The following is a 19,931-nucleotide window of genomic DNA, read 5'->3' on the forward strand; positions in this document are numbered from 1 at the left end:
ACTGTGTTGGGTGGTGCGATGTGGCTCGGGCCGCCTTCGGGGGAATTGGCTGACCGGTTGACCAATTAGAGGATGCCGTGCGGTGGGTGGAGTTGTCAACCGGTTCCTCGGTCGCGTCGCTGCGGGCCGGTCGACGGCGCGGTTGCTACGGTCGGTGCATGCCGGCGTACCCCGAAGACGACCCGTCCCTCGTGCGCCTGGAGCTGCAGGTCCTCCCCCGCGGCACCGCCGTCGCCGAGGTCGCCAAGCAGCTCACCTCGCTGCTCACCCGCGGCGACCTCGTGCCCGGGTCCCGCCTCCCCCCGGAGCGCCAGCTCGCCGAGAGCCTCGGCGTCGGCCGGTCCGCGGTGCGGGAAGCACTCGCGGCGCTCGAGATCCTCGGCATCGTCACGGTGCGCCCCGGCTCCGGCACCTACCTGCGCGACAGCACCTCCGAGCTGCTGCCGACGACGCTGAGCTGGGGGCTGATGCTCTCGGCGGGGCGCACGGCCGAGCTGATCGAGGTGCGCAGTGGTCTGGAGGTGCAGGCCGCGATGCTGGCGGCGCTCCGCATCGACGACGAGGGACTCGCCAGGCTGCACGCGCACCTCGAGGCGATGGAGTCGCACCTCGACGACATCGCGGCCTTCGTCGAGGCCGACGTGCGCTTCCACCTGCAGATCGCCCTCAGCGCCGAGAACGTGGTGCTGCGCGACCTGCTGCAGACCATCCGCTCGCTGCTGCGCCTCTGGGTCGAGCGCGCGCTCAGCAGCCCGGAGCAGGCCCGCGACGCCTTCACCGAGCACCGTGCCGTGCTCGAGGCGATCGAGGCGCGCGACCCGGCCGCCGCCGCGCGCGCGATGGAGGCGCACATGAGCACGGCCTCGCGGAGACTGGCGGACACCGGGAGCTGATCCGCGGGCGCCGAACCGCCGCCGCCGATCGGGACGCCGCCGATCCGTGGGCAGCCGATCCGGACGCCGCCGATCCGGGGGCAGCCGACCGCGCCCCGCAGTGGCAGACTCGGCCCATGAACGACCTCCTGCGCCGCGGTGCCGCGGCGGCCCTGAGCCTCGCCGCCGTCGGGCTCCTCGTGACCGGCTGCGCGGGGCGCGCCGACATCGCCTCCTCCACCTCGCCACTGCCGCGACCGAGCGCGACGGCGACGGCCTCGGCCACGCCGCCCGTCACACCCTCCGCGACGGCGACGGCCCCCGCGTCGACCGCTCCGACCGCGGAGCCGACCGTCGCACCGACGGCGGCTCCGGTGCCGGAGACCCCCGCCCCGGTGCCGGCCACCGAGCAGCCTCCCGCACCCGAGCCCGCGACCGCCCGCTGCGTCGGGAGCGACCTCTCGCTCGAGTACCGCGCCGATCCCGAGGCGTCCGGCGCGGGCAGCAGCGCCTTCGACCTGATCTTCACGAACACGACGGACCGGACCTGCACGCTCGCCGGCATCCCCGGGGTCTACGCCGCCGGGGCCGACGGCAGCCGCCTCGGCGCGGTCGCCTCCGCCGACGGCCCGAACCCGTCCGGCCTGCTCCCCCTCGCTCCGGCGGCCCAGGCGGACGTCCGGGTCGCCTGGCACGCCCCCGGCGCCTTCGGCTGCCCGACCGCGACGTCGGCCTTCCTGGTGGCCGAGGTGATCGACGCGGCCGACGCCGCCGTCCGCGCACCCGCCGCGATCGAGGTCTGCACGGACAGCACCGTGTACCTGGACGCCTCGACCTACACGCTGCTCGGCTGAACCGGAGCCCCAGCTCGTCGGGGCCGGGGCTCAGGTCCCGCGGAGGGCCGCGATCGGCTCGATCCGCGAGGCCCGCCGCGCCGGCACGCTGCCCGCCAGCAGCCCGATCAGGGCGCCCAGGAGCGCGCCGCCGAACGCGACGCCGGGGTCGAGCACCGGGGTCCACTGCTGGGCGAGGGAGACCGAGAGCACCGCGAGGACACCGGTCGCCGCACCGACCAGCCCGCCGAGGAGGCCGATCACCGCCGACTCGACGACGAACTGCTGCGCGATCCTCCGCCGCGTGGCGCCGAGGGCCCGCCGGAGGCCGATCTCGCCGACGCGCTCCATCACCGAGAGCGTGGTCACATTGGCGATGCCGACGCCGCCGGCCAGCAGCACCACCACCGAGAGGATGAGGAACACCAGGTCGACGTCGGCGCGCACGTCGCCGGCGAGGTCCGATCGGCCGCCGGGCGCCGAGACGGAGACGGAGTCGGGGGCGTCGGGAGCGAGGGTCAGCGGTGCCTGCGCCGCGACCTGGGGCCCGGCGCCGATGTCGATGCGCGCCTGCAGGTCGCCCGGAGCCGCGAGCGCGAAGTCCGCCCGCGCGGTGCCCGTGGGGAGGACGACCGCGTCGAGCAGCTCGGCGCGCGCGTGGACGTCGGCGAAGAGCCCGAGGACCGAGTAGGCGACGCCGTCGATCAGGATCGAGGGCCGGGAGTCGACGCGCTCCACCCCGAGCCGCTCCGCCGCGCGGGCGCCGAGGACGACGACGCGGTCGGCGCGGGCGTCGTGGCCGGAGTCGAACATCCGCCCGGCGGTCACGTCGCCCTCCAGAGTGTCGAGGAGATCCGCGGAGGCGGCGAACAGCCGCGGCGGAGCGGCGGCGGGTGCCGACGGGTCGTTGACGGGCACCGCGGTGATGCTCGCCCCCTCGCGCAGCGACACCTCGCCCACGACCGCCGCCTGCTCGACACCGGCGAGGCGGCGGACGCGGTCGACGGCGTCCCAGGGCAGCCGCCCGGTGGCGACGCTGTCGCCGTTGGAGTTCTCCGCCTCGGCCGGCTGCACGACGACCTGGGTGGCGGCGAACGCGTCGAACCGGCGGGCGAGCTGGCCCGCGGTCGTCTGCGCGAAGCCGATCGTGGCGACGAGGGCGCCGATGCCGAGCACCGTGCCGAGGAGGGTCATCACCAGCCGGGCGGGTCGCGTCCCGATGTCCGAGGTCGCCTCGGCGAGCAGGTCGGCGGCGGTGAAGCGGTCGGCGCGGCGGACGGGCCGCAGGAGCGGAGACGTGCGCGCCGACCGGTGCCGCCGTCGCCCGAACCGGCTGCGGAGCGCCGCGCGCACCGCGCTCACGCCGTCACCTCCTGCATCCGTCCATCGGCGATGCGGAGGCAGCGGCGGGCCCGCCGCGCGACGGCGAGGTCGTGCGTGATCACGACGAGCGTGAGTCCGGTGTCCGTCAGGTCCTCGAAGAGCCGCATGACGTCCTCGGTGGTCGAGCCGTCCAGGTTCCCGGTGGGCTCGTCGGCGAGGAGGAGGCTCGGCCGCGCGACGACCGCTCGTGCCACGGCGACCCGCTGGCGCTCGCCGCCGGAGAGGATCGTCGGCAGGAAGCCGAGGCGGTGCCCGAGACCGACCCGGAGCAGGGCGTCCCGGGCCCGCGCCTCGCGGTCGGCGCGCGGGGTCCCGCTGTACAGCATCGGCAGCATCACGTTCTCGAGCACGGTCCGCCTCGGCAGCAGGTGGAAGGACTGGAACACGAACCCGATGCGCTGCGCGCGCACGGCCGCGCGGGTGTCCTCGTCCAGCGCCCCGGTCAGCGCACCGTCGAGGCGGTACTCGCCGACGCTGGGACGGTCGAGGAGACCGAGGATGTTCAGCATCGTCGACTTCCCGGAGCCGCTGGGGCCGACGATCGACACGTAGTCGCCCTCCTCGATCCGCAGGCTCACCCCCTTCAGCGCCTGCACCTCGGGCGGTCCGGGGAAGGAGCGCGTGACGTCCCGCAGCTCGACGAGCGGAGCGGTCACCGGCCGACCACGACCAGATCGCCCTCGTCGAGCGCCCCGTCCACGGGCGAGACCTCGACCGCTCCCTTCGCGGCGAGACCGGTGCTGACGACGACGAGGCGGGTGGGTGCGCCGGGGTCGCGCGGGTCGCCGTCGACGACCTCGACCCGGCTCTCGCCGCCGGAGCCCGCGGACAGCGCGGCGACCGGGACCGAGAGCACGGCGCCCTCCGTCGCGCCGACCGCGACCGTGACCTTCACGTTGGTGTCGCGCAGCTGCTCGATCTGCTCCGGCGAGAGCGGATCGGGGGTCAGCGTCACCGTCCAGCGCCCCTTGCCGTCCTTCGCGGGATCGACTCCCGAGACGACGGCGCCGTGGGAGGTGCGGTCCGGCAGCTCGAACGCGGCCTTCTGCCCGACCGAGAGCAGGCGCGCATCGGCCTCGGCGGCGGATCCGGAGAGCTCGAGCTGCGCGCCCGAGACGGTCATCGCCGCGCCGGACAGGACGCTGCCGCGCTTGGCGGTGACCTCGTCCACCCGCCGGGGCAGCGAGGTGAGGAACAGCACCTCGCCCGCGGGGAGCGCCGGCAGGACGGACTGGCGGGCCCGGGTGAGGTCCTCCTGCGCCTGCGTCACCTGGGACTGCGCCGACTCCACGGCGGCGCGCTGAGCGCCCGGATCGGTGCTCGCGCCCAGCTGGGCCCGCCTGAGCTCGGCGAGCCCGAGTGCGTCGTCGAGGTCCGCGATGCGGAGGGCGTCCGGCGGCTCGGCCGCGCGGGCGGCCTCCAGCTCGCGTCGAGCGCTGGCGACCGCGTTGTCGGCCTCGCGCACCTCGACCGGCGAGGAGCCCGCCCGAGCCGTGTCGAGATCCTTCTGCGCGGCGACGAGTCCCTGCTCCGCCGACCGCAGCGTCTCCTGGGCGGCGCGGACGACGTCCTCGCCGTCCTCCTGCGTCACGGGCGCCGCGTAGCCGGCCTGGGCGTAGAGCTCGGTGACCGCGTTCGCGGCCGTCTCGTCGAAGACGTCGTCGGCCGGGTCGCCGGCGTCGATCCCGAGACCGCGCAGCGCCGTCTTGAACTGCACCACATCGGGCCCGGACACCCCGAACCTCAGGGTCCGGTAGGCCGGCAGATCGCCGGGGAGGACGATGACGGGGCGGCCCGCGATCTCCAGGGCGATCGACAGCGGCGAGAGCTCCGCGCCGGCCGCGGGGACCTGACCGGTCACCACCGCGGCGCCCTGGATCGACGTCGTGTCGATGCTCACCTCGACCGCGTCCGCGTAGCGCACCTCGCCCCGGAGGGTGACGTCGTTGCTCAGCTCGCCGAACGCGACGGGCGCGGTGATCAGACCGGGGGCGGGCGGCTCCGCGTTCGCGGCGGCCTCGGCGGGCGACACCACGAACCTCCCGACGAGCAGGCCCGCGACCAGGCTCAGGAGCGCGGCGGCGGCCACGATCCAGAGGACGCGGTTGCGCGAGACGACGGCGGCCAGAGCGGCGAACTGGCCCCGGCGAGTCCCCGCCTCGGTCTCGGCGCCGTCGGAGCCGTCGGCGGGTTCGGCGGCCGCGAGGAGGTCGAGCGGATCGGTCGGCGTCGGATCGGACGGCGTCGGATCAGACGGATCGGACGAGCCCGGGCGACGGGGGACGCGCATCTACTCGCCCTGCTCGGCGGCGGCCTTCAGCGCGTCCAGCTCGGCCCGGTGGTCGTCGATGAACTGCTGCTCCAGTGCGTCCTGGACCTTCTTGTGCACCGCCGTGTAGTCGGTCTTCTCCCGGCAGTCCAGGTCGGCGAGTGCGAGCTCGATCTCCTCGTCCTTCACGGCGACGAGCTTCGGATCGGTCGGCTCGATCCCTTGGTCGTCGGCTGACGCCCAGACCGCCGACGCCTTCTCGGTGATCGAGTTCACGGCGTCGAACCGGGTCGCGAAGCCCGGGTAGCCGGCGTCGCTCAGGCAGGAGGACCAGGCCGCGTCGAGATCCGCCAGCTCGGGGACCGACGGCAGCTCCGAGTAGAACTCGGTCAGCGCGTCGAGCACCGGCTCGTGCTCCTCCCCGGAGGTCGGGTCCTCCTCCTCCAGCTCGTGCGAGGCGGCGCCGTAGCAGCCCGCCGTCGTCCAGTCGTACTCGTACGACTCGTCGTCGGAGGCGGCGACGTCCTCCGGCTCCGGCGGGCCGTGCAGCGCCTCGGAGAACGCCGCCTGCTCGGACTCCGAGAGGCTGTCGTAGTAGTCGGCGTTGGCGTCGACGTAGTCGTCCTCCGGCTCGGCCGAGTCGTAGCGGCCGGGAGAGTCGACGACGCCGTAGCCGTACTGCGCGACCCACCCGCGGTCGTCCGGCTCGTAGGCGTCGTCGTCCGAGGAGTACGACGCGGACTGCACGCTCGGGGTGTACTCGAAGCCCGCCTCCTGCATGCACGTCGCGACGAGCTCCTCCCGCGCCCGGTCCTCCTCCCGGTACTTCTCCTCCTGCTCCTCGGGCGAGAGGTCGCCGCCGTAGAGCGAGCCGAGGTAGTCCGTCAGCGGCGAGGTCGTCTCGTCGGTCCTCCCCTCGTCCGCCGGGGCGGAGCAGCCGGAGAGTGCCAGCAGACCGGACAGCGCCAGTGCGGACAGAGCCAGTGCGGACTGAGCGGCGGTCAGGTGGGCGCGGCGTCGGTGCTTCACGGAGGACCTCTCGATCAGGGGCGCGCGGCGCGGGCGGGGGTCCCGCGCTCGCGCGCCGCTGACGACGGTACCGACGGCTCCTCACCACTGTGTGGTCGGCACGGTCCTCTGTCGCCGCACGTCGGTCGAGGGCTGCGAGACGTCTGCGCCGGGTGCGACCGCGGCGCCCGGGACGTCGGCCTCGCTGGCCCCTACTCCGTCAGCAGTGCGCGCGCAGCGCCACCGGGCTCGAGCACGAACGCTTCTCTCCCCACCGTCCCGGCCGACTCCCAGTGCTCGATCCCGGCCGGATCGACCGCCACCGCGACGCCGCCCAGGTTGCCGAGCAGCACCACGCGGCCGCCCGGTGCGACCGCTCCGAGCGCGACCAGCCCCGGCGCGTCCACCTCGAGTCGCGGCGAGCCGACGAGGTCCGCCGCCCACTGGAGCACGGTGCCCGCCGGTGAGACGCCCGTCGCCGCGGCGATCCCGCGCGGGCCCCACTGCTCGAAGTAGGCGAGGGAGTCGACGGCCGGGACAGCGAGCGCGGCGAGACTGCCGACGACCCAGGCCGCCAGCTCGGGCGCGTGCTGGCGCTCGTCGGTCGCGCCCGGGACGGCCTCCGGACCGTAGCCGGAGCGGTCGATGTCGGCGGCGCCGGGGTCGAACGGCGACGTCGACACGGCGTTCATCCGCGCACCGAGGGTGATCGGCCCGAGGTGCAGGCGGCGGCCGTCCGCGATCGCCGCCGCGTCGCGGACCACCGTGCGCTGCACGGCGATCGACTCGACGAGCTGGTGGCCCGACCGGTCGTGCATGAACGGGGTGATGCTGAAGGCGAGCGGTGCGTCCACCTTCGCGAGCGCATCGGCACCGCGGTTGAGCTCGGTGAAGTGCGAGCGGACGCCGCCGACGACCTCGATGCCGCGCTCGGCCGCCACCCGGCGTCCCTCCGCGAGCAGCTCGGGCGTGCTGCGGTGGCCCCGGGCGGCGAAGACCCCGAGCCGGGCGAGCGGCGCGTCGCCGAGCTCGTCGAGGACCGCGCGGACGTCGCCGGGAAGGGCGGCGACGATGCGCAGGTCGATCGGTCGTCCGCCGGCGTCCTCGATCGCGCGCTGCAGGGCGCGACGCCAGCCGGCCCAGCGGACGTCGCACTCGACCAGCAGGGCGAGCGGAGGCCGGGCGTCGGGCCGGAGGGCGGTCGGCGCACTCGCGGCCGAGGTGCGGATCTCGGGCAGCGGGTGGCCGGCGCCACCCGCGCGGAGGGTGCAGACGGTCGCGGTCGCCTCGTCGGCAGCGGTCGGCGTCGCACCGGCGCCGTCGATCCGCAGGCTCTGCCGGACGACCTCCCCCGCGGCGACCGCCACCGGGAACGGGAGGCTCAGCGGCGTCGAGTAGGTCTTGTACGACGCGTCGGTCCAGTTCCGCTGGTCCTCCGTCTCGAACACGTCGCCCTCGAGGGTCAGCTCGACGGGGACTCCGTCGGCGGTCCAGGCGAGTCCGGCGAGGTCCTGCGCGGGCTGGTGCGGCGCGATCCGGTCGGGGAAGGCGACGCGCTCGGCGCTGCCGTCCGGGTGGCGCACCTCCAGGGGCGCTCCGGCGCTCTCGACGCCGTGCAGCACGATCAGCCCCAGGCGGTTGCGGAGGAAGGGGGTGCTCGCGCGCGCCTCGAGCTCGACCGAGAGCGAGTCGTCGGAGAACGCGACGCGCAGGGCCCACGCGACATGCGCTTCGCCCTGGGCGCTCTCGCCGTCGACGACCAGCGCGCCGCCCTCGACGTCGAGGGCCGCGCGGACGGTCCCGAACGTCCCCCAGTCCTCGTCTCGGACGACGACGCGGACCCCGTGGAGGATCCGCGCCGCGCCGAAGCGGATGTCGTCCAGGCGGCCGTCCGAGTACCGGAGCGACCACGGACCGCAGTGCACCGTCCGCTCGTCGCGCTCCACCGCCTGGAGGAGCCCGGCGGGGACCGACGGCGGGGCCGGCCGGATCTCGATCGCGGCCACGATCAGAGGGTGGTCATGCCGCCGTCGACGCGGAAGAGAGCGCCGGTGGCGTAGCTCGACTCGTCGCTGGCGAGGTAGACCATGATGCCCTCCACGTCCGCGGCGGAGCCGGGGCGGCCGAGCGGGATGCGCGAGGTGATCGCCGCGCGGGCCTCGGCGTCGCCGGAGATGGCGGTCACCAGCGGGGTCTCGGTGTAGCCGGGGACGACCGTGTTGACGCGGATCCCCTCCCCCGCGTAGGCCGCCGCGACGGTGCGGGCGAGGCCGTGCATGCCGGCCTTGGAGCTGCTGTAGGCGGTGAAGTCCTGGCCCTCGCCGTTGAGCCCGGTCGGGCTGCCGGTGAGGACGATCGAGCCGCCGCGGCCGAGGAGCGCGCGGACGGCGTGCTTGACGGTGAGGAAGGTGCCGGTGAGGTTGATGTCGATCGTGCGGCGCCAGACGTCGAGGTCGAGGTCGGCGATCTTCGCGTCCTGCCCGAACAGCTGCACCCCCGCGTTCGCGACGACCACGTCGACCGCGAAGCCGTCGGCGGCCAGACGGGCGAAGGCCTGCTCGACGCTGCTCTCGTCTGAGACGTCGAGCTGGACGGCGACGGCGTCCGGGAAGGCGGCCGCCGCGTCCTGCGCTGCCGCGAGGTCGCGATCCGTGAAGGCGACCCGGGCGCCCTCGCGTGCGAAGCGCTCCGCCACGGCCCGGCCGATGCCGGAGCCGGCTCCGGTGACGAGGGCGGTCTTGCCAGTGAGGCGTCCGGTCATGCGTGCTCTCCTTCGAGTCGATCTCGTCCGATCATAGGAGGCGAACCGGTTGACCGCCTAGAGCTCTCCTGCCCGATGCTCGCGCCACGCGCGACCCCTTGACCCGGCCCGGTCCAGCCGCGACGCTCGCTCTACACGTTCCGCACCACCCCACCCCTCCCGGAGGTCCCCATGAAGGTCGGCTCGCTCGTTCTCCGTCTCACCGTCGGCGGTCTGTTCATCGGACACGGTCTGCAGAAGCTCCGCGGCTCGTTCGACGGGCCCGGTCTCGACGGCACCGAGCAGATGATGGAGAGCCTCGAGCTGCACCCCGCTCGCCGCAACGCGGTCGCGGCCGCGGTCACCGAGACCGCCGGCGGCGCCGCGCTCGCCCTGGGCCTCGCGACGCCCGTCGCGGCGGCCGGGCTCATCGCGACCATGGTGACGGCCGTCCGCAAGGTGCACTGGTCCAACGGGCTCTGGAACAGCGGCGGAGGCTGGGAGTACAACGGCCTGCTCGCTGCCGCCGCGACCGCGATCGTGGCCGACGGCCCGGGTGCGCTCTCCTTCGACGGGCTGGTCGGGAAGCGGAAGTGGGGCGCCGGCTGGGCCCTCTTCGCCCTCGTCGCCGGCGCCGCCGCCTCCACCGTCGTGATCGAGGCCGGACGCCGCGCCAAGGCCGCCGACGTCGAGGGCACCGCCGGCGAGACCCTCACCGCCCCGGACTCCCCCACGGCGTCGAGCGACACCGCCTCCTGACGACTGCTCTCCCGAGCACCCGCGCAGCCGCGCAGATGGTGATCGAGCAGCCCGCGAAGCGGGCGCGTCGAGATCCGCCGTCCTCCGAAGGAGTGTCTGCAGACCCTTCCTCGTGGAGGAGCCGGGTCTCGATACGCCCCTGCGGAGCTGCTCGACCAGCATCAGGAGGCCGATGCGAGGCGTCGAGCGGTCCCCTGTCAGCGGGGCCTCGACGGGGATCCCCCTGCTGGTCGAGCATCGGTCCGGAGGACGGCGCATCGAGACCCGGCCCCCGGCACCGCCGACCGCTAGCGTCGAGGCGTGACCGCCTCCACTCCTCCCGCCGTCCGTCAGCTGCGCCTGGTCGTCCAGGTGGACGACGTCGACGCCGCGCTCCGCTTCTACCGCGACACCCTCGGCCTGACCGAGCGCGCGGCCTTCGAGGGCGACGGCGATGCCCGCGTCGCGATCCTCGAGGCGGGCGTCGCCACGCTCGAGCTGGCGAACGCGCCGCAGGTCCGCATGATCGACCGCATCGAGGCGGAGGGTGAGACGAGCGACCCTCTCCGCGTCGCGTTCGAGGTCGACGACGCCGCCACCGTCACCTCGGCCCTCGTCGGCGCGGGCGCCGAGCTCGTCGCCGACCCTCGGGAGACGCCGTGGCACTCGCTCAACTCCCGCCTGCGCGCGCCCGACGGCCTTCAGCTGACACTGTTCGAAGAGCTCGGCTCGGCTCCTGAGGACGACGCGGCCGACGACCTCGTCCTCTGGCAGCGCGCCGTCGACCGGCTCGACGGCCTGGACGATCCGGACGGGGTCGTCGAGCGGATGCGCGTCCTCGCCGCGCGCTACCCCGGCACCGACGGCGTCGCGCACTTCGAGCTCGGCGGCGCCCTCGACAGCGCCGGACACGAGGCGGAGGCGGCCGAGGAGTACGAGCGCGCGGTCGCCTCCGGTCTCGACGGCGAGCGCCTCGCCCGACTGAGCATCCAGTACGCCTCGACCCTGCGGAATCTCGGCCGGATCGAGGAGGCGATCGCCCTCCTCTCCGAGACCGAGCCGCACCCGTCCATCGGGGCGGCCCGCCAGGTCTTCCTCGCGCTGGCCCTGCACAGCGCCGGTCGCACCGACGAGGCGCTGCGCACCGCCCTCGAGGCACTGGCACCCACCCTGCCGCGCTACCGGCGCTCGGTCGCCGCCTACGCCGCCGACCTCACCGACTCGGCGCCGCAGGACTGAGACGACGCGGCAGGACGGAGAGGACGCACGCCGGAGACCTCGGCAGCCGCCCCGCTCACTCCGCGAGCAGCGCGTCGATCTGCCCCATCGCCTGGTTCATGCCCTCCTCCATCCCCATCTGCACCATCTGCTCGAGTTGCTCAAGGGTCTCGAAGGAGGAGCGGACGGTCATCCGGGTGCGTCCGTCCACCTCGACGAGGGTGACGACGGCGTGGGTGACCCCCATCGAGTCGTCCGGACGCCCCTCCGCATCGGCGAAGCCGTCGTCGAACTCGAACCGCGTCGGCTCCTCCACCTTCGTCACCACCCAGTAGCCGCGGGCCTTCTCGCCGTCCGGCCCCGTCATCACGTAGCTGCTGCGCGCGCCCTCGGTCGCCTCATGCGTCTCGAAGGTGGCAGGCCAGGTCGGCGGACCCCACCAGCGCTCGAGCTGCCGCGGGTCCACCCAGATCCGCCAGACCCGTTCGACGGGCGCCTCGAACTCGGCGGTGATGGTCATGGTCAGGTTCTCGATGTCCTTGACGGACTCCACGACGGTCATCGTGCACGTCCCTTCCTTCGATCCTCCGGTGGTCGCACCTCGTCCTCGGCGAGGACGTCGGCGATGCGGTCGACGCGGTGGCGCCAGAGCTGCTCGTAGGCCTCGAGGAGTCGCGCCGCCCTTCTGAGCGAGGCGACCTCTCCGCGCACGAGCTGCTCCCGTCCGCTCCGGCGCTTGCGGACGAGCTCCACCCGCTCCAGCACGGCGACGTGCTTCTGCACAGCGGCGAACGACATCTCGTAGCGCGCCGCGAGTGCCGACACCGACTGCTCCGCTTCCAGCACCCGGGCGACGATGTCGCGACGCGTCGCGTCCGCCAGCGCCCGGAACAGGCGGTCGACCTCGATCCCGTCCTCCACATGCACAACCATTTGGTTGCACATTAGTCCTCCGATGCGCCCCTGGGAAGCACCGCGTTCCGCCGATCCTGACGGATGTGCCGATCAGCGCGCTCGAGGACGTGCCGCCGCGCGATCCAGTGAACGGGCGGCCCCGTCGAGCACCCAGTCGGGAACGGCTCGGATCTCGAACACGGACCAGTGAAGCTTCGCCATCGAGTAGTGCGGATCGATCCGGAGAGCTTCCTCCAGGTGCCGGGCGGCGACCGAGGAGACGCCGAGCGCCCACCAGCACCAGGCGAGGACGGTCAGCACCGGAGGACGAGCCTCGACGGGCGCGAGCGCCGCCGCCCGGGCGAGCCGACCCGCCGCGCGCTCGGTCCGCTCGGGATCCGGGCCGGGGCCCGTCCCCATCATCAGCGACGCGGAGACCAGGTCGTGCGCATCCTCGAGCCCCGCGTCGATGTCGCCCTCGACGAGCTCGTCCATCGTCCGGCCGGTGCGCGCCTGCTCCCCTTCGAGCCGCCTCTGACGCCGCCGCTCCTCGAACGCCGCCTCGCTGCCGAGCGCGATCTGCAGGGTCGTCTGATCGCGCAGCGGCGGGGACTGCAGCACCCGGATGATCGTCGCCTCCTGACGCGGGGCGGGAGGACCGTGCAGCCAGCGCTCGACCAGCCCGATCACGTCGAGCGCGCCCGAGGCGGGATGGCGCACGATCGCGGCGACGGCCGCGCGATCGGCGTCGGAGACCGTCGGCAGTGCGGCGAGCGCCGACACGTCCAGCGGCTCGGGAGCCGCCGCGCGGGCGAGGACACCGGTCTCGCTCCCCTCGATCTCGGCGAGCGGGCGCGGCGCGCGCGTCTCCTCGGCCGAGGTGTAGCGTCCCCACCCGTCGGCGGCGACGCAGGCCACGTCGACGATCCCGAGGTCGGTCCGCTCCAGCCTCCGCAGGACGGCGCGACCGAGATCGAGCAGCGGGATGCCGCGCGCACTCTCGTAGCTCCGCCGTGTGTAGACGATCGCGAGCACCGCGGTGGCCCGCGGGATCGACGCGGTGAAGCGCACGCACCTGCCCGCCAGCTGGTCGATCTCGGCGCGGCGCAGGCGCTCGGGGATCGGGAAGCGGAAGCCGCCGCCGCTCCGGTTCCCGAGGAACGGGACGACCACGAGGGCCTCCTCCGGATGGAGGCCGATCATCGACGGAACGGCGGCGAGGAGGTCGGGAAGCCCGCTCACACAGAGGAGCTCCGGCTCCCGGGAGGGGCTGTGGCGGGCGGTGGCGAGGCGATCGGTGCGAGTCATGACGGACACTGTCGTCCTCGCCGCGGCGGCCGCGGCGGCGGGGCCGCGGATCCGTGGAGAGCCGCGGCATCTCCTCCGCTGTGGAGGGGACCGATTCAGCGCGAGGCCGCGGCGTGCATCCGCTCGAGAGCCGCGCGCACCGCCGCGCGCGTGCCCGGATCCCCCTCTATCCGGTGCTCCACACCCTCCGGGATCCACACCAGCGCCGCGAGCAGACCGGCCACCGTCTCCGCCTCCACCGGCCACCGCGTCCACCGACCGTCGAGCGCCGCCGCTCCTGCCGACCACCGCCCGAAGACCCGCACCATCTCCTCGAGCGGCAGCGCCAGATCGACGGTCAGCTCGTAGCGCGTCGTCCGTCCGGTCGAGGCCGCGAACGCCGCGGCGCCGTCCTCCGGGAGCCTCCTGGGCTCGAAGTGCACGCGCGTCTCGAGGAGCCGGCTCACCCGGTCGAGCCGGAACGTCCGCCAGTCCTCGCGCTGCCGGTCCCAACCGACCAGCACCCAGGTGCGGCGGGTGGACACGACCGCGTGCGGCTCGACGACGCGGTCGGTCTCCGCTCCGTCCGCCGCGACGTAGTGGAAGCGGAGCCGCTCGTGGTCGCGGCAGGCCAGCGCGATCCGCCCGAGGATCTCCGGCGGGATCGACGCGGTGCGCGGCCTCACGGAGCGGAGCACGCCGCCGACCGCGTTGACCCGCTCGCGCAGGGCCCCCGGCAGCACCTGCTCGAACTTCGCCAGGGCGCTCAGCGTCGTGCGCTCGCCGTCGGCGAGCCCCTCGTCCGCCGCGAGCCGCAGCCCGACCGCGACGGCCACGGCCTCGTCGTCACTGAGGAGCAGCGGAGGCACGCGAGTCCCCGCCTCGAGCCGGTAGCCGCCGAGCGCGCCGCGGGTCGCCGCCACCGTGTAGCCCAGCTCGCGCAGCCGCTCGACGTCGCGGCGCAGCGTCCGCTCCGTCACGCCGAGCCGCGCGGCGAGGACCGGCCCCGACCACTGCCGGTGGGTCTGCAGCAGGTCGAGCAGAGCGAGTGCGCGGGAGGTGGTCGCAGCCATGACGCCATCCTGCTCCGGAATCAGGACGAGAACCGGCCTGATGCCGCTCTAGCGTCGTCCCCGAGAGCCCGGCCGGGCGCCCCGAAGACCCGAAGAAGGAGAGACACCATGGACATGAAGCTCGAGCTCGTCGCTGTCCCTGTGACCGACGTCGATCGCGCGAAGCAGTTCTACGTCGAGCGGATCGGCTTCGTCGCCGACCACGACCACACGGTGCACGAGGGCCTGCGCTTCGTGCAGCTGACGCCACCCGGCTCGGCCTGCTCGATCGTCCTCGGCATCGGCGTCACCGAGATGGCGCCCGGCTCGCAGAAGGGCCTGCAGATGGTCGTCGCGGACGCGGCGACGGCCCGCGAGGAGCTGCTGGCCCGGGGTGCGGAGGTGTCCGAGGTCGACTCGCAGCCCTGGGGCGAGTTCGTGTACTTCGCCGATCCCGACGGCAACACCTGGGCGCTGCAGCAGATCGTGATCCCCGATCTCTCCTCGGTCCGATGACCCCCTCGTCCGATGGCCCTGTCGCCGGCCCGATCGGATTCTGAGACGATCCGCGCCCACCCGACACTGTCAGAGTGAGAGGGAAGGAGGTCCGCGGATGACGCCCACGCAGGAGAGCACGCCTCTCGGGGGAACGACGGCTGCTCCGGTGTCGGGGACGCCGTCCGAGGAGACCGACGCGGCGCTCGTCCGCCGTGCGGCCGCGGGCAGCGAACTCGCCTTCCGCACCCTCTACCGCGCCTACGTCCGCCCTGTCTACTGGCTCGCCCACGGCGTCCTCCGCGACCCCCGCGACGCGGAGGACGTCACCCAGGAGACCTTCGTCCTCGCCTGGAGCCGGCTCGGCGGGCTCGAGCTGGTCAGCGACTCCCTGCTCCCCTGGCTCGCGACGATCTGCCGCTTCCAGGCGGCCAACCGTCTGCGCTCCCGCCGCCGCGACCGGGAGCAGACCGTCGAGGCCGACGATGAGACGCCCTCCCCGCAGGACCTCGAGCAGCAGATCGTCACCGCCGCGCTCGCCGAGGCGATCCTCCGCGAGACGGCCGGGCTCGCCGAGCTCGATCGCGCGATCTTCCGCCTCTGCGCGACGGAGGGCCGCGGGTACGAGGAGGCCGCGCTCACCCTCGGCGTCTCGCACGCCACCGTCCGCAACCGCCTGTCCCGTGTCCGCCGACGCCTCCGCCTGGTGGTCGACGACTTCCGAGGAGCCGAGACGTCATGATCGAACCCACCGATGCGCGGAGCCGCGGGATCCAGTCCGCCGATCTTCCCGGCCCGGATCCTCAGGTGCCCGATCGTCCAGCGCCCGAGCTCGACGCCCTCGACGACGACCGCGTCTCGGCACTCGAGGCGCGCGTCTTCCGCTCCATCGGCGCCGCACGGCGCGAGCGGAGAGCTCGTCGGCGCCGCGTCGCGACGATCGGGAGCGTCGCCGCGGGTCTCCTCGTGCTGGCCGTCGTCGTCGGCCCGCTGGTCGGAGGCGGCGCCGGAGCGGGGTCCGCCTCGAGCGCGGCAGGGTCCTCGAGCGAGGAGCGAGGAGCCGACTCCGGACAGTCGGGTGCGGAATCCGCACCGCAGTTCGCCGACGGCTCCGCGCAGGGCTCCGCGGAGGCACCGGGCGACTCGTCCGCCGAGGCGACGGGCCGGGAGGTCGTCTCGACGGCGAGCGCGACGCTCGAGGCCGGCTCCGTCGCCGACGCGATCGCCGCGCTCAGCGCGACCGCCACCGAGCTCGGCGGGTACGTCGAGAGCTCCAGCACGGGCTCCAGCGGCTCCGGATCAGCGGTCGGCGTCGATCCGGCGATCGACCCGTACCGCCCCGCGCCGCTCCCCGAGGGCGCGGGAACCGTCTCGATCCGCGTCCCCGCCGACCGGCTCGCCGAGGCCCGCGACTCGCTGGCCACCCTCGGCGCGGTGACCGGCTCGTCGATCGACCGGCGCGACGTGACCACCCAGGCGATCGACCTCCGCGCTCAGGTCGACGCCGCCCAGGCCTCCGTCGACCGGCTGACCGAGCTGATCGCCCAGGCCGGCAGCCTCACCGACCTCCTCGCGGCGGAGTCCGCCCTCGCCGATCGTCAGGCGTCGCTCGAGTCCGCCGAGCAGCAGCTCGCCGCCCTGGAGGGGCAGGTGTCGCTGGCGACCCTCACGGTCACCGTCCTTCCGGAGTCGTCGCCCGTCACGGCCGAGCCCACCGGCTTCCTCGACGGCCTCCTCGCCGGCTGGAGCGGGCTGGTCGCGGCGGCGAACGGTGCCCTGGTCGGCATCGGCTTCCTCCTCCCCTGGCTCGTCGTCGTCGCAGCGATAGCCCTCCTCGTGGTGGCCGTCCGCCGACGCCGCGGGCCGCCCACCGGCGCGGCGGAAGCCGGCGGGCCGCCGGCCGGGCGTTCGCGACCGGCAGCGGGCGAGGGACACGGCGGAAGCACGGGCAGTGGTGAGTGAGCGCGCGCTGACCGACGACGTCGCTCGAGCTGCGATCGACCTTCCGGTGACACCTCTTGAGGTCTGGCGTCTGCTCGTCGACCGGTCGGCCTGGTGGCCCGAGCTCGCGTTCGACGCGGTGTCCGGGTCTCCGCTTCGCGAGACCTGGACGGAGGACGGACGCACCTTCGAGGCGCTCGGCCGTGTCGTCGCCGTGGATCCTCCGAGGCACCTGTCCTTCGAGTGGACCGAGCCCGGCTGGAGTGCCTTCCTGACGGTCGCGATCACCGTGGAGCCGGCCGCAGCAGGAGCGGCGGTGACCGTGACCGAGCAGGGCTTCATCAGAATCGGCGCAGAGGAAGGGCTCCGACTCGAGCACGAGGCGGGATGGCAGCAGCATCTCGTTCGCCTGCGAGGCGCCTCCATCGAGGCTGCGCGCTCGCGACGCGGCCCGCAGCGCTGAGAGCGGGATCAGCCGCGCAGCACCTTCGCCATCGCCTTGCCCTTCGCCAGCTCGTCGACCAGCTTGTCCAGCCAGCGGATCCTCTGCATCAGCGGATCCTCGATGCTCTCGACGCGCACGCCGCAGACCACGCCCGTGATCAGCGCGGTGCTCGGATTCATCGGCGCGGCAGCGAAGAAGTCCTCGAAGGTCGTCCCGGCGTCCAGGTGGCGGCGAAGCTCGTCGTCCGAGAAGCCCGTCAGCCAGACGATGACCTCGTCGACCTCCGCCCTCGTCCGCCCCTTCCGCTCGGCCTTCGCCACGTAGTGCGGGTACACGGAGGCGACGCTCGTCGTGAAGATCCGGTGCATGCGTCGAAGGCTAGCCCCGCACTCCCGAGAGCGCACCACGCAGATCCCCTGCCTCATCGCCCGTACCCGGGCGGCGTGGAGCGCAGCCGCGCCCGACGAGCGCGACTGCTCGCACAACCCGCCAAAGCAGCCGTTCGCCGTCACCGATGCGCTACGCCGCGGGATGCCGCCGGAGGCTTGCAGCGCTCCCCGAGCCCGATCCTCCGACTCCCGTGAGGGGCAGCTCCGGGACCATCACCCACGTGGTCTTCACCCACCGACGAGAGGTCGCACCATCATGCTCGAGGAGCACACCGGCGACCGGGACGAAACCGACTCCGCTCGAACGCCGGGAGTCGCCCGACGATCCGCTCTCGCCGCCGCGTGGTCGACGCCCGTCGTCGCCGCCTGCGCGGCGGCACCCGGAGCGGCGGCGTCCGTCTCCCCACCCGTCGTCCTCCCGGGCGGCACCGGTGGCAGGAGAGCCCTATCCCTTTCTCTTCTCCGACAGCCGCAGCCCTCTCACGTCACGGTGGCGGTCACCCGGGGCCCCGTCTTCACCGGACCGCCCGCTCCCGGGACGATCAGTACTCGAGCAACGGACGAGCTCGCGACGGACTGACCGCGGCACCGCCGCAGGAGCGCGCAGACGTCTGCGCCACCCGGCATCGGCGAGGACTGACGCCGCGGCCCGCCGCGCCGCTATCCTCCCGGAGTGCCGTCGCGTCGCGAATCGCTGCACACCGCGTCACCTCACCAGAGAGAACCACCGTGAGCCTCCTCCGCACCAAGTCCGTCGAGCAGTCCATCGCCGACACCGACGAGCCCGAGACCCGCCTCAAGAAGTCGCTGAGCGCCCTCGACCTCACCGTCTTCGGCGTCGGCGTCGTGATCGGCGCCGGCATCTTCACGCTCACCGGCCGCGCCGCGCACGACATCGCCGGCCCCGCGATCGTGCTGAGCTTCGTCGTCGCCGCCTTCGCCTGCGCGCTCGCGGCCATGTGCTACGCGGAGTTCGCCTCCACGGTGCCGGTCTCCGGCTCCGCCTACACGTTCTCCTACGCCTCGCTCGGCGAGCTCTTCGCCTGGATCATCGGCTGGGACCTCATCCTCGAGCTGTTCCTCGGCGCGAGCGTGGTCGCCCAGGGCTGGAGCGCCTATCTCGGCTCCTTCCTCGGGCAGCTCGGCATCGTCCTGCCGGAGGCGATCTCCTACGGCGGCGTCGTCGACGTCCCCGCTATCCTGCTGGTGCTCGTGCTCGGCGCCCTGATGACCTTCGGCATCAAGGAGTCGCTGCGCGTGAACCTGGTGCTGGTCGCCGTGAAGCTCTTCATCGTGCTGTTCGTCATCATCGCCGGGCTGCAATTCATCGACATCGGCAACTACTCGCCGTTCATCCCGCCGGCGGAGGCGTCCCAGGCCGCGTCCGGCCTCGCCCAGCCGCTGCTGCAGTTCCTCTCCGGCATCGAGCCCGCGACCTTCGGTGTCGGCGGCATCATCGCCGGTGCCTCGCTGGTGTTCTTCGCCTACATCGGCTTCGACGTCGTCGCGACCACCGCCGAGGAGACCCGCAACCCGCAGCGCGACATGCCCATCGGCATCATCGCCTCGCTGATCATCTGCACCGTGCTCTACTGCGCCGTCGCCCTCGTCGTCACCGGCATGGTCCCCTACCGCGAGCTCGACCCCTCCGCCGCCCTCGCCAACGCCTTCGCGTACCACGGCCAGACCTGGATGGCCACGGTCATCTCGGCCGGCGCCGTCGCCGGCCTCACCACCGTCGTGCTGACCCTGCTCATCGGAGCGACCCGCATCATCTTCGCGATGTCGCGCGACGGTCTGCTCCCCCAGCGCCTCGCGAAGGTCCACCCGCGCCTGCGCACCCCGTGGGTCACCTCGCTCGTCGTCACGATCATCGTCGCCCTGCTGGCCGGCTTCACCCCGATCGGCGTCCTCGAGGAGATGGTGAACATCGGCACCCTCTCCGCCTTCGTCCTGGTCTCCGTCGGCGTCATCGTCCTCCGCCGCAAGCGCCCCGAGCTCAAGCGCGGCTTCCGCGTCCCGCTCAACCCCTGGCTCCCCGGCCTCTCCGCCCTGATCTGCACCTACCTGATGCTCAACCTCTCCATCGAGACCTGGCTGCGCTTCCTGATCTGGCTGGCCGTCGGCTTCGCGATCTACTTCGCCTACTCCCGCTCCCACGCGAAGCTCGGACGCTAGACGAGCACTCCTTCGCCCCGCCGGCGATCCGGGGAACGACTGCTGACCTCGATCGCCACAGCACGCATCGAACCGCACCGGAGAGGTCGTCGCCGGCCAGAATGCATGACGCGACAGCGGGGGCCGCGACGGTGAGTGACTGTGAGGATGTCCGGATGAACGTCGCATGCGCTGCACATCTGGATGAAC

20 protein-coding genes are annotated in these 19,931 nt (G+C 73.6%); 9 read left to right on the forward strand and 11 right to left on the reverse strand.

The window, feature by feature from the left end:
- The first annotated feature begins 158 nt into the window (after nucleotides 1–158).
- Both HRK28_RS18810 and HRK28_RS18815 read left to right on the forward strand, forming a co-directional pair.
- The gene (locus HRK28_RS18810) at nucleotides 159–893 is read left to right on the forward strand and encodes a FadR/GntR family transcriptional regulator (protein ID WP_160090147.1); all 735 of its coding nucleotides are present in this window, start codon (nucleotides 159–161) and stop codon (nucleotides 891–893) included.
- 116 nt (nucleotides 894–1,009) lie between these two features.
- Nucleotides 1,010–1,726, forward strand: a complete 717-nt coding sequence (locus HRK28_RS18815; protein WP_160090149.1) for a DUF4232 domain-containing protein — start codon at nucleotides 1,010–1,012, stop codon at nucleotides 1,724–1,726.
- A 30-nt stretch (nucleotides 1,727–1,756) separates the two neighbouring features.
- Here the strand turns inward: HRK28_RS18815 and HRK28_RS18820 are convergent, their stop codons facing one another.
- From HRK28_RS18820 to HRK28_RS18845, 6 genes are all read right to left on the reverse strand, one after another.
- Complete coding sequence (locus HRK28_RS18820; RefSeq protein WP_367948477.1) at nucleotides 1,757–3,067, reverse strand: ABC transporter permease; 1,311 nt, start codon at nucleotides 3,065–3,067, stop codon at nucleotides 1,757–1,759.
- On the reverse strand, nucleotides 3,064–3,744 hold the full coding sequence (locus tag HRK28_RS18825; protein WP_160090151.1) for an ABC transporter ATP-binding protein: 681 nt from the start codon (nucleotides 3,742–3,744) through the stop codon (nucleotides 3,064–3,066). Before HRK28_RS18825 ends, HRK28_RS18820 begins: the two co-directional genes overlap by 4 nt.
- Complete coding sequence (locus HRK28_RS18830) at nucleotides 3,741–5,378, reverse strand: hypothetical protein (RefSeq protein ID WP_254304993.1); 1,638 nt, start codon at nucleotides 5,376–5,378, stop codon at nucleotides 3,741–3,743. Before HRK28_RS18830 ends, HRK28_RS18825 begins: the two co-directional genes overlap by 4 nt.
- Complete coding sequence (locus HRK28_RS18835) at nucleotides 5,379–6,386, reverse strand: hypothetical protein (RefSeq protein WP_173252660.1); 1,008 nt, start codon at nucleotides 6,384–6,386, stop codon at nucleotides 5,379–5,381. It abuts the gene before it with no gap.
- Nucleotides 6,387–6,577: 191 nt separating this feature from the next.
- Nucleotides 6,578–8,371 (reverse strand): hypothetical protein, encoded by a 1,794-nt coding sequence (locus tag HRK28_RS18840; protein WP_173252661.1) that lies wholly within the window; start codon nucleotides 8,369–8,371, stop codon nucleotides 6,578–6,580.
- Nucleotides 8,372–8,373: 2 nt separating this feature from the next.
- Nucleotides 8,374–9,126, reverse strand: coding sequence for an SDR family NAD(P)-dependent oxidoreductase (locus HRK28_RS18845; RefSeq protein ID WP_173252662.1), 753 nt, complete (start codon nucleotides 9,124–9,126; stop codon nucleotides 8,374–8,376).
- Between the two features lie 171 nt (nucleotides 9,127–9,297).
- Between HRK28_RS18845 and HRK28_RS18850 the strand changes: the two genes are divergently transcribed.
- Together HRK28_RS18850 and HRK28_RS20350 are read left to right on the forward strand one after the other, a co-directional pair.
- Nucleotides 9,298–9,864 (forward strand): DoxX family protein, encoded by a 567-nt coding sequence (locus HRK28_RS18850; protein WP_160090161.1) that lies wholly within the window; start codon nucleotides 9,298–9,300, stop codon nucleotides 9,862–9,864.
- A 300-nt stretch (nucleotides 9,865–10,164) separates the two neighbouring features.
- Complete coding sequence (locus HRK28_RS20350) at nucleotides 10,165–11,082, forward strand: tetratricopeptide repeat protein (protein ID WP_367948478.1); 918 nt, start codon at nucleotides 10,165–10,167, stop codon at nucleotides 11,080–11,082.
- Nucleotides 11,083–11,137: 55 nt separating this feature from the next.
- Here the strand turns inward: HRK28_RS20350 and HRK28_RS18865 are convergent, their stop codons facing one another.
- The 4 genes from HRK28_RS18865 to HRK28_RS18880 all read right to left on the reverse strand — a co-directional run bounded on the left by HRK28_RS18865 (nucleotide 11,138) and on the right by HRK28_RS18880 (nucleotide 14,315).
- Nucleotides 11,138–11,623: an SRPBCC domain-containing protein gene (locus tag HRK28_RS18865; RefSeq protein WP_160090165.1), complete on the reverse strand. Its 486-nt coding sequence runs from the start codon at nucleotides 11,621–11,623 to the stop codon at nucleotides 11,138–11,140.
- A complete protein-coding gene (locus HRK28_RS18870) occupies nucleotides 11,620–11,994 on the reverse strand; it encodes a helix-turn-helix domain-containing protein (protein WP_173252663.1) in 375 nt (124 codons plus the stop codon). Before HRK28_RS18870 ends, HRK28_RS18865 begins: the two co-directional genes overlap by 4 nt.
- Nucleotides 11,995–12,066: 72 nt before the next feature.
- Nucleotides 12,067–13,263 (reverse strand): DUF4192 family protein, encoded by a 1,197-nt coding sequence (locus tag HRK28_RS18875; RefSeq protein WP_173252664.1) that lies wholly within the window; start codon nucleotides 13,261–13,263, stop codon nucleotides 12,067–12,069.
- Nucleotides 13,264–13,358: 95 nt separating this feature from the next.
- Complete coding sequence (locus HRK28_RS18880; RefSeq protein ID WP_160090171.1) at nucleotides 13,359–14,315, reverse strand: YafY family protein; 957 nt, start codon at nucleotides 14,313–14,315, stop codon at nucleotides 13,359–13,361.
- Between the two features lie 108 nt (nucleotides 14,316–14,423).
- Here HRK28_RS18880 and HRK28_RS18885 point away from each other — a divergent pair, with 108 nt between their 5' ends.
- From HRK28_RS18885 to HRK28_RS18900, 4 genes are all read left to right on the forward strand, one after another.
- The gene (locus tag HRK28_RS18885) at nucleotides 14,424–14,810 is read left to right on the forward strand and encodes a VOC family protein (RefSeq protein WP_173252665.1); all 387 of its coding nucleotides are present in this window, start codon (nucleotides 14,424–14,426) and stop codon (nucleotides 14,808–14,810) included.
- Nucleotides 14,811–14,907: 97 nt separating this feature from the next.
- Nucleotides 14,908–15,531: an RNA polymerase sigma factor gene (locus tag HRK28_RS18890; protein ID WP_173252666.1), complete on the forward strand. Its 624-nt coding sequence runs from the start codon at nucleotides 14,908–14,910 to the stop codon at nucleotides 15,529–15,531.
- Nucleotides 15,528–16,751 (forward strand): DUF4349 domain-containing protein, encoded by a 1,224-nt coding sequence (locus HRK28_RS18895; RefSeq protein WP_173252667.1) that lies wholly within the window; start codon nucleotides 15,528–15,530, stop codon nucleotides 16,749–16,751. Before HRK28_RS18890 ends, HRK28_RS18895 begins: the two co-directional genes overlap by 4 nt.
- Entirely contained in the window at nucleotides 16,741–17,193 is a 453-nt protein-coding gene (locus tag HRK28_RS18900; protein ID WP_173252668.1) for an SRPBCC domain-containing protein, read from the forward strand. Before HRK28_RS18895 ends, HRK28_RS18900 begins: the two co-directional genes overlap by 11 nt.
- Nucleotides 17,194–17,201: 8 nt before the next feature.
- On the opposite strand, the gene HRK28_RS18905 is transcribed toward HRK28_RS18900, so the two are convergent.
- Complete coding sequence (locus HRK28_RS18905; protein WP_160090182.1) at nucleotides 17,202–17,543, reverse strand: DUF2200 domain-containing protein; 342 nt, start codon at nucleotides 17,541–17,543, stop codon at nucleotides 17,202–17,204.
- Nucleotides 17,544–18,293: 750 nt separating this feature from the next.
- Here HRK28_RS18905 and HRK28_RS18910 point away from each other — a divergent pair.
- Nucleotides 18,294–19,742, forward strand: coding sequence for an amino acid permease (locus HRK28_RS18910; RefSeq protein ID WP_173252669.1), 1,449 nt, complete (start codon nucleotides 18,294–18,296; stop codon nucleotides 19,740–19,742).
- Nucleotides 19,743–19,931: the final 189 nt, after the last annotated feature.

Source organism: Rathayibacter sp. VKM Ac-2835 (assembly GCF_013266705.1).
GTDB lineage: Bacteria > Actinomycetota > Actinomycetes > Actinomycetales > Microbacteriaceae > Rathayibacter.

Bases quoted from the DNA above. Each gene is read 5' to 3' on its own strand.
- HRK28_RS18810 (WP_160090147.1), top strand. From the start codon at position 159: ATGCCGGCGTACCCCGAAGACGACCCGTCCCTCGTGCGCCTGGAGCTG.
- HRK28_RS18815 (WP_160090149.1), top strand. From the start codon at position 1,010: ATGAACGACCTCCTGCGCCGCGGTGCCGCGGCGGCCCTGAGCCTCGCC.
- HRK28_RS18830 (WP_254304993.1), bottom strand. From the start codon at position 5,378: ATGCGCGTCCCCCGTCGCCCGGGCTCGTCCGATCCGTCTGATCCGACG.
- HRK28_RS18845 (WP_173252662.1), bottom strand. From the start codon at position 9,126: ATGACCGGACGCCTCACTGGCAAGACCGCCCTCGTCACCGGAGCCGGC.
- HRK28_RS18850 (WP_160090161.1), top strand. From the start codon at position 9,298: ATGAAGGTCGGCTCGCTCGTTCTCCGTCTCACCGTCGGCGGTCTGTTC.
- HRK28_RS18865 (WP_160090165.1), bottom strand. From the start codon at position 11,623: ATGACCGTCGTGGAGTCCGTCAAGGACATCGAGAACCTGACCATGACC.
- HRK28_RS18870 (WP_173252663.1), bottom strand. From the start codon at position 11,994: ATGGTTGTGCATGTGGAGGACGGGATCGAGGTCGACCGCCTGTTCCGG.
- HRK28_RS18875 (WP_173252664.1), bottom strand. From the start codon at position 13,263: ATGACTCGCACCGATCGCCTCGCCACCGCCCGCCACAGCCCCTCCCGG.
- HRK28_RS18880 (WP_160090171.1), bottom strand. From the start codon at position 14,315: ATGGCTGCGACCACCTCCCGCGCACTCGCTCTGCTCGACCTGCTGCAG.
- HRK28_RS18885 (WP_173252665.1), top strand. From the start codon at position 14,424: ATGGACATGAAGCTCGAGCTCGTCGCTGTCCCTGTGACCGACGTCGAT.
- HRK28_RS18890 (WP_173252666.1), top strand. From the start codon at position 14,908: ATGACGCCCACGCAGGAGAGCACGCCTCTCGGGGGAACGACGGCTGCT.
- HRK28_RS18895 (WP_173252667.1), top strand. From the start codon at position 15,528: ATGATCGAACCCACCGATGCGCGGAGCCGCGGGATCCAGTCCGCCGAT.
- HRK28_RS18905 (WP_160090182.1), bottom strand. From the start codon at position 17,543: ATGCACCGGATCTTCACGACGAGCGTCGCCTCCGTGTACCCGCACTAC.